4 protein-coding genes are annotated in these 7,014 nt (G+C 50.3%); all 4 read left to right on the top strand.

Features of this window, described 5'->3' with window-relative positions; translation table 11 throughout:
- Window positions 1-4,382: WD40 domain-containing protein (locus IQ235_RS14710; RefSeq protein WP_264322198.1), on the top strand; the 4,382-nt coding region annotated here is incomplete at its 5' end.
- Window positions 4,383-4,543: 161 nt separating this feature from the next.
- The gene (locus IQ235_RS14705) at window positions 4,544-5,758 is read left to right on the top strand and encodes an RNA-guided endonuclease InsQ/TnpB family protein (protein WP_264322197.1); all 1,215 of its coding nucleotides are present in this window, start codon (window positions 4,544-4,546) and stop codon (window positions 5,756-5,758) included.
- Window positions 5,759-5,842: 84 nt separating this feature from the next.
- Window positions 5,843-6,628: a GrpB family protein gene (locus IQ235_RS14700; protein ID WP_264322196.1), complete on the top strand. Its 786-nt coding sequence runs from the start codon at window positions 5,843-5,845 to the stop codon at window positions 6,626-6,628.
- Between the two features lie 90 nt (window positions 6,629-6,718).
- Window positions 6,719-7,014, top strand: a 296-nt coding sequence (locus IQ235_RS14695; RefSeq protein ID WP_264322195.1) for an aminotransferase class V-fold PLP-dependent enzyme, incomplete at its 3' end; no start/stop codon positions are given.

Below are 7,014 nucleotides of genomic sequence, written 5' to 3'. Positions count from 1 at the left end.
AACATTTAGAGAACGGGGCCGGTCGATTTATGGGAAATGCCGCCCTCAATTTGAAAATGGGGGCGAGTGCATCGTTGCGTCTCGAACTCGATGCAATCCGCCAAGGGTTAAAAAGTCGAGGAGTCGTTCTCGATCTCGAACGCCAAGCCAGCCTGGATTTTCTCCTCGGGCCCGAACCCACCGACTCCATGGCGCAATCTTTGGCGCATTACGAGGGAAATGCAGCCCTGTGGGCGCAAAGTTCTAATTGGGAGCGTCGGGGGTTGGCACAATACTGTTTGGGGCTGTGGTGGCGCTCCTATGCCCTTCTCAATCGCGCTTATTACGAACCGGCGTGCCAATTAGCCCGAGATTATTTTTTCCGCTGTATTGAAATTTTCGATCGAGCCGGTCGGGAAGATTGGGTGGCGAATTTTATGAATGCGTGGGGAGATATTCTCCAACGGCTGCAAGCTTGGCAAGCGTTAGAAGCGGTTGCCGAGCGCTCCGTACAACTCCATCAAAAATATCCCAACCCCTTTCGTTTGGCCCGTGCTTATAGTTTTATCGCCGAGGCGGCTTTAGCGTCTCAAAATTGGAAAAAAGCGCAGTCTGCGGCCGAACACGCCTTGTCAATTTCCTTAAACGCTCCGGCGGACGATCGCATTACCACCCAGGAAGAATGGGTTAAATGGTTCAATCAGGGATCGTATTTTTTTGCCTTAGCCAGGGCGCAAAAGCATTTAGGTCAACCTCGCGAAAGTGTCCGAAACTTGGAAGTCGCGCTCTCGAAAACGGCTCCAAATCTCGAACCCGAACTGTATATTCAAATTCTGCAAGCTCTGCAAGAGCAATATTTCAGTTTAGGGGATTATTTAAACGCATTTAAATTCAAGTTAGAGAGAAGTTCTATCGAGCGATCGTTAGGATTTCGGGCGTTTATTGGTGCGAGTCGGTTACGTCTGGAATTGCCCGTTGTCGATTTAAGAATGCTATCGACCTCGGCGGGCATCGTTCCTCAAGAAATTACGGCTTCGGGACGACAGCAAGATGTAAACCATCTGCTCGAGCGCATCGGGCGGATCGATCGCAAATTGACGATTCTCTACGGTCAATCCGGAGTCGGGAAAAGTTCCCTCATCCAAGCGGGTTTGATTCCTTCATTAGAGGGTAAAGCCATCGGCACGCGGGATGTGGTTTTGGTGTTGCAGCAAGTGTATGCCGACTGGGTGAAAGAACTGGGAAAGCGTTTGGTTCGATCGAACTCTAAAAGTACTTCCTCGTTCGATAATCTCGAGTCTTCTCAAATTGTTGAAAAAAATACAATCGCCTTGAATTCGATCGAGACAATTTTAGAGCATTTACAAAAGAACGCGCAAAGCGATCGACTCACGGTTTTGATATTCGACCAGTTTGAAGAGTTCTTTTTTATTTGCAAAGATCTCAAGCGAAGATCGAGTTTTTATCAATTCCTCAGTCAATGTTTAGAATTACCCTATACCAAAATCGTTTTATCGATTCGCGAAGATTACTTATATTACTTACTTGAATGTAATCGCTTGCCAATCTTTGAAGTTATTAACCACAATATATTAGACAAAAATATATTATATTATTTAGGAAACTTTTTACCAATCGATGCGAAATCAATTCTCGATAGTTTAACCCGACAAGCTCAATTCCCGATCGAATCTGCCCTCATTGAAAAACTAGTTGAAGATTTATCCCAAGAAATTGGAGAAGTGCGCCCCATCGAGTTGCAAGTGGTGGGGTCTCAACTTCAGTCGGAAAATATTAGAACCCTGCAAGCTTATCAAGAAAAAGGACCCAAAGAAAAGCTCGTCGAGCGTTACTTAGCCGAAGTTATTCAAAATTGCGGTAAATCCAACGAGCGCATCGCTCATTTAGTTCTTTATTTACTCACCGACGATAACAATCTTCGTCCGTTAAAAACCCGCCTCGAACTCGAAAAAGACAGCAAAGTTCTAACGGAAAATCTCAAATCCGAAGCTTCCTCACATCAAATCGATTTGGTTTTAGAAATCTTCGTGCGATCGGGTTTAGTGTTGCTATTACCCTCCCAACCCACCGATCGCTACCAACTCGTTCACGACTATCTCGTACCGGTGATTCGCGCCAAGCGCTGGGCAGAAGTTTTCGTGGAACTCGAACTCGAACGCCAGGAACGCCGACGGGTACAACAGCGCCTCAGTGGGGTGGCCAAAAGGACTGTTATCGGTTCGATCGTGGTCGCGTTAGCCATGGTGGGGTTAAGCCTCGAAGCGCGTCACGCCGCCAGACGAGCCAAAAACCAAGCCCGACAAGTGGAAATCGTTCAAGAACGCCTCATCGATTCCCTCAGTAAATATTCTTTAGCTCTTTCGGCTAACGATCGAGAATTTGATGCCCTCATTGAAGGGGTGCGCCTGGGTCGCAAACTCACCGACGCTCGAAAACCCATCGAACCCGCCACCCGAAAACGAGTGGTCGCGGCCCTGCAACAATCAGTTTACTGGGTCAAAGAGCGCAACCGCCTCGACGGACATCAAGCCCAAATTAATAGCGTGGCGTTCAGTCCCGATGGAGAAACCCTCGCCAGTGCCAGTGGCGATAAAACCGTGAAGCTGTGGCGACCCTCGGGTGAATTGCTACAAACCGTCACCGGTCACGAAGCGGCAGTCACCAGCGTCGCATTCAGTCCCGACGGAGAAACCCTCGCCACCGGGAGTCGGGATAGTACCGTCAAGCTTTGGGACTTAGACGGACGAGAACGGCAAACCCTCACCGGTCACACAGATGAAGTGACCAGCGTGGCATTCAGTCCCGACGGAAAGATGCTCGTGACCGGTAGCCTGGATTCTACCGTTAAACTTTGGCAGTGGGAGAAAGGACAGTTCTCTCTCCTGGGAACCATTCGGGGACATCGCGATCGCATCACTAGTGTCGCATTGAGTCCCGACGGTCAACAAATTGCCAGCGCCAGTTACGATGGCACGGTCAAACTTTGGGATTTGCAAGGTCGAAATCGTCAAACCCTCTCCCGACACGAGGGGGAAGTCACCAGCGTGGCATTCAGCCGAGACGGTCAGTACATCGTGACCGGGGGCCGGGACAAAACCGTTCGCCTCTGGAGTCGTGCGGGTGAAGAACTGCGGACGTTGGCAGAACATGAAGATTGGGTCAATAGTGTCGCCTTCAGTCCCGACTCCGAGACCATCGCCACCGCCAGTTGGGATAAAACCATCAAGCTGTGGGAACTTAAAAGTCATCTTGGCAATCTCGACGTTCGCGAAGTTCTGACTCTCGCGGGTCATCGCCATGGAGTCCGCAGCATTGCTTTCAGTCCCGACAGCCAAACTCTCGCCAGCGGCAGCGAAGTGGAAAGCCTTAAATTATGGCACCAAATTGACGAACGCCAGAAGACGTTTCGGGGACATCGTAATGCTGTCACCAGCGTCAGTTTTAGTCCGGATTCGGGGGACTGCGAAGGTCTGTTTGCCACGGCTAGTAACGATCGCACGATTCGGCTGTGGAACCTTCAGGGGAAATTAGTCCGAACGGTTTGGGGACACGATGATGTGGTCACCCGCGTGGCGTTCTCTCCCGACGGGGAAATGCTTGCGAGTGGGAGTTGGGATGGCAGCGCTCAACTGTGGCATTGCGATGGCCGTGCGATTTTACCCCTTCTCGGACATACCAGCCACATTACCGATGTCAGCTTCTCTCCCGACGGTGAAACCATTGCCACCGGGAGTAAGGATACAACGGTGAAACTGTGGAACCGGGTGGGAAACCTGCTGCAAACCCTCAACGGACATACCAGCCACGTCACCAGCGTGTCTTTTAGCCGCGATGGAAACACGATTGCCACGGGGAGTTTGGATGGGACGGCAAAACTGTGGGATCTGGCGGGGAAGGAACTGCAAACCCTGCGGGGACATGATTCCGATGTCACCGATGTCAGTTTTAGTCCCGACGGCGAAACCATTGCCACTGCCAGCGGCGATAAGACGGTGAAACTATGGAACTTGCAAGGAGAAGTGGTGCAAACCCTGCGAGGGCATACCGCAACGGTGACGAGTGTGAGTTTCAGTCCCGACGGCGAAACCATTGCCACGGCAAGTCGCGATCGCACCGTAAAATTGTGGAATCGATCGGGGCAGGAATTGCGAACGTTTAATCGCCATCAAGATTGGGTGACGGACGTTCGGTTTAGTCCCGATGGGGAAATTGTGATTTCAGTGGATTACTCCGGTCGAGTGATTCTCTGGCGAGATTTAAATTTGGATTTGCAAGAACTGCTGCGACAGGGTTGCGAGTGGGTGGGGGATTATCTCCAGTACAATCCAAAAGTCGATGAGGCGGATCGATCGTTGTGTGCGGATGGCGATCGTATTGATTGACCGCAGGTCATGCCGTCCGTTGAGTGAGCGTCGGGAGACAGCACCCCAAACGCGAAAATTTGCGGGACTCGATGTCCCGCAAATTTTCAACCAACACGTTTTTATTTTTCGGAATTCCTTTAATGCGAATTGCATATACTAGTAACAGAAGGTGATGGACAATGCAACACCGCGCAACTAAAGTTAGAATCTATCCGACCAATGAGCAGCAACAAATTCTCGCCCAACACTTTGGCTGTGCGCGGTGGTGGTGGAATTACGCTCTCAATCTGAGTATTACCACTTATCGAGCGACAGGAAAAGGATTAGGGCAGTCAGTACTCAATGCGTACTTACCGAAACTGAAGAAAAATCAAGATACGGAGTGGCTCAAAGAATGCTATTCACAAGTTTTGCAAGCAACCACTCTAAACCTAACCACTGCTTACAAAAATTTCTTTGCGGGTCGTGCGCGTTATCCGCGATTCAAGTCTAAGAAAGGCAGGCAATCGATCCAGTACCCACAAAAGGTCAAATTGATTGATGGTATGTTGAAATTCCCCGGAAAACTGGGGTTAGTTATTGCTAAACTTCATCGACCGATCGCGGGGAAAATCAAGACAGTAACAGTCAGTATGACCCCATCAGGTAAGTACTTCGCTTCGGTACTGACTGAAATCGAAGGTGAGACACCGACCCCAAGAACCAATGGTAAAGTTGCTGGAATCGATCTGGGGCTGAAAGAATTTGCGATCGTCAATGATGGTGTCAAAACATCCAGGTTCGCCAATCCTAGGCATTTCAAGAAGCATGGACGGAATCTGGCTCGCAAACAGGCAAAATTAGCTCGCAAGCAAAAGGGGAGTAATTCACGGAACAAGGCACGGAAACTCGTAGCACGAGTACACGAGCGGTTATCTAATACTCGTCAAGACTTTTTACACAAGCTTTCTCGAAAGCTCGTTGACGACAACCAAGTCATCGTGGTGGAAAACCTGAACGTAAAAGGTATGGTCAAGAACCATAAATTAGCGCCTGCTATTTCCGATGTAGGTTGGGGAGCCTTCGTAAATTTCCTCGCGTACAAACTCGAATGCGAGGGTAAAGTATTGGTCGAAATCAATCGATGGTTTCCTAGCTCGAAAACCTGCTCTAACTGTCATTATCAAATTAGCGAACTACCGTTAGATGTTCGCCATTGGGATTGTCCGGGTTGCGGTACGCATCACGACCGCGACGAAAATGCGGCAATCAATATTAGAGCAGAGGGAATTAGACAGCTAAAGGTCTTGGGAACCAGGACTTCTGCTGATGGAGGGGATGTAAGACCACTACGCGGGCGTAAGCCCGTGTTGGGGCAATCCCCCGCGAATTCAGAAGCCTGCGCTCTTCCGTAAGGGGAGCGTCGGGTAGTTCACAAACCAGCTCTCGCCCTGGAAAGCATCAAGCTGGTTTTATCTCTGAATGGAGACTTCAATATTATGCCTTATTCAGCATGCCTAAATCCTTGGGCGGTAGTTCGCTTGCTGCCCAATTTACAACGAGTGACGATCGCTCGCCATCGCAGTGAATCCGACGCGAGTGGTTATTGTCGGGTTTTGCATTGCCTCGAACCCGAAGCGGATTTAATTGTTGTATTCGATCCGATTTGCGATCGGATACCCGATCGCCTTTCCTCTAAAATAAGAACGGCTACTCCGTCAGAGATTGCGTTCCCAATGACTCGAAAAGTCGAAGTCGTTCCCCATAACCCCGCGTGGCGAGAAGCCTTCGAGGCGGAATCATTGCGGATTGCCGAGATCCTCGGGGAAAATGTTGCCGCCATTCATCACATCGGCAGTACCTCGATTCCCACCATCTACGCTAAACCCATTATCGATGTGTTGGTTGCCGCAGTCGATCTTGCCCGAGTAGACGATCGCAACTCGGCCATGGAAGCTTTAGGATATGAAGCCATGGGAGAATATGGTATTCGAGATCGCCGATACTTTCGCAAAGACAATCGCGCCGGTTCTCGAACCCATCACGTTCATATCTTTGAGAAGGGTTCCGGGCAAATCGATCGTCACTTGACCTTTCGGGACTATATGCGGACTCATCCCGAAGACGCGCAGCAATACAGCGAACTGAAGCAAAAATTAGCCGCAAAATACCCCGAAGATATTGAAGGCTATATGGATGGGAAACATGGTTTCATCCAAGAAATAGACTCCAAAGCAGCAGCATGGCGCAAACAGTCCGTTCAAGGGCGATCTCGAATCGAGTAACATATCGATCTCGAACGATGGGCGCGAAACCGGGCGGTAGAAACGATAACATAGACCGACATTAACCCCAAAAACCGGTATAACCCAGCCATGTCCGATCGCCGCCCCATTTACCTCGACTGCCACGCCACCACCCCCCTCGACGAACGAGTACTCGCGGCGATGCTGCCGTATTTTACCCAACATTTCGGCAACCCGGCCAGTATCAACCACCAGTACGGCTGGGAATCGGAAGCCGCCGTCAAGCAGGCGCGGCAAACTCTCGCGGATGCCATCGGTGCGGGCCCCGAGGAAATCGTCTTCACCAGTGGGGCGACGGAGGCGAACAACCTTGCCCTCAAGGGGGTGGCCGAAGCCTATTTCAGCAAGGGGCGACACATCATTAC

The sequence above is a fragment of the Zarconia navalis LEGE 11467 genome (assembly GCF_015207075.1).
Lineage (GTDB): Bacteria > Cyanobacteriota > Cyanobacteriia > Cyanobacteriales > Geitlerinemataceae > Zarconia > Zarconia navalis.
This window is presented reverse-complemented; position numbering and strand designations above follow the sequence as displayed.

Bases quoted from the DNA above. Each gene is read 5' to 3' on its own strand.
- IQ235_RS14705 (WP_264322197.1), top strand. From the start codon at position 4,544: ATGCAACACCGCGCAACTAAAGTTAGAATCTATCCGACCAATGAGCAG.
- IQ235_RS14700 (WP_264322196.1), top strand. From the start codon at position 5,843: ATGCCTTATTCAGCATGCCTAAATCCTTGGGCGGTAGTTCGCTTGCTG.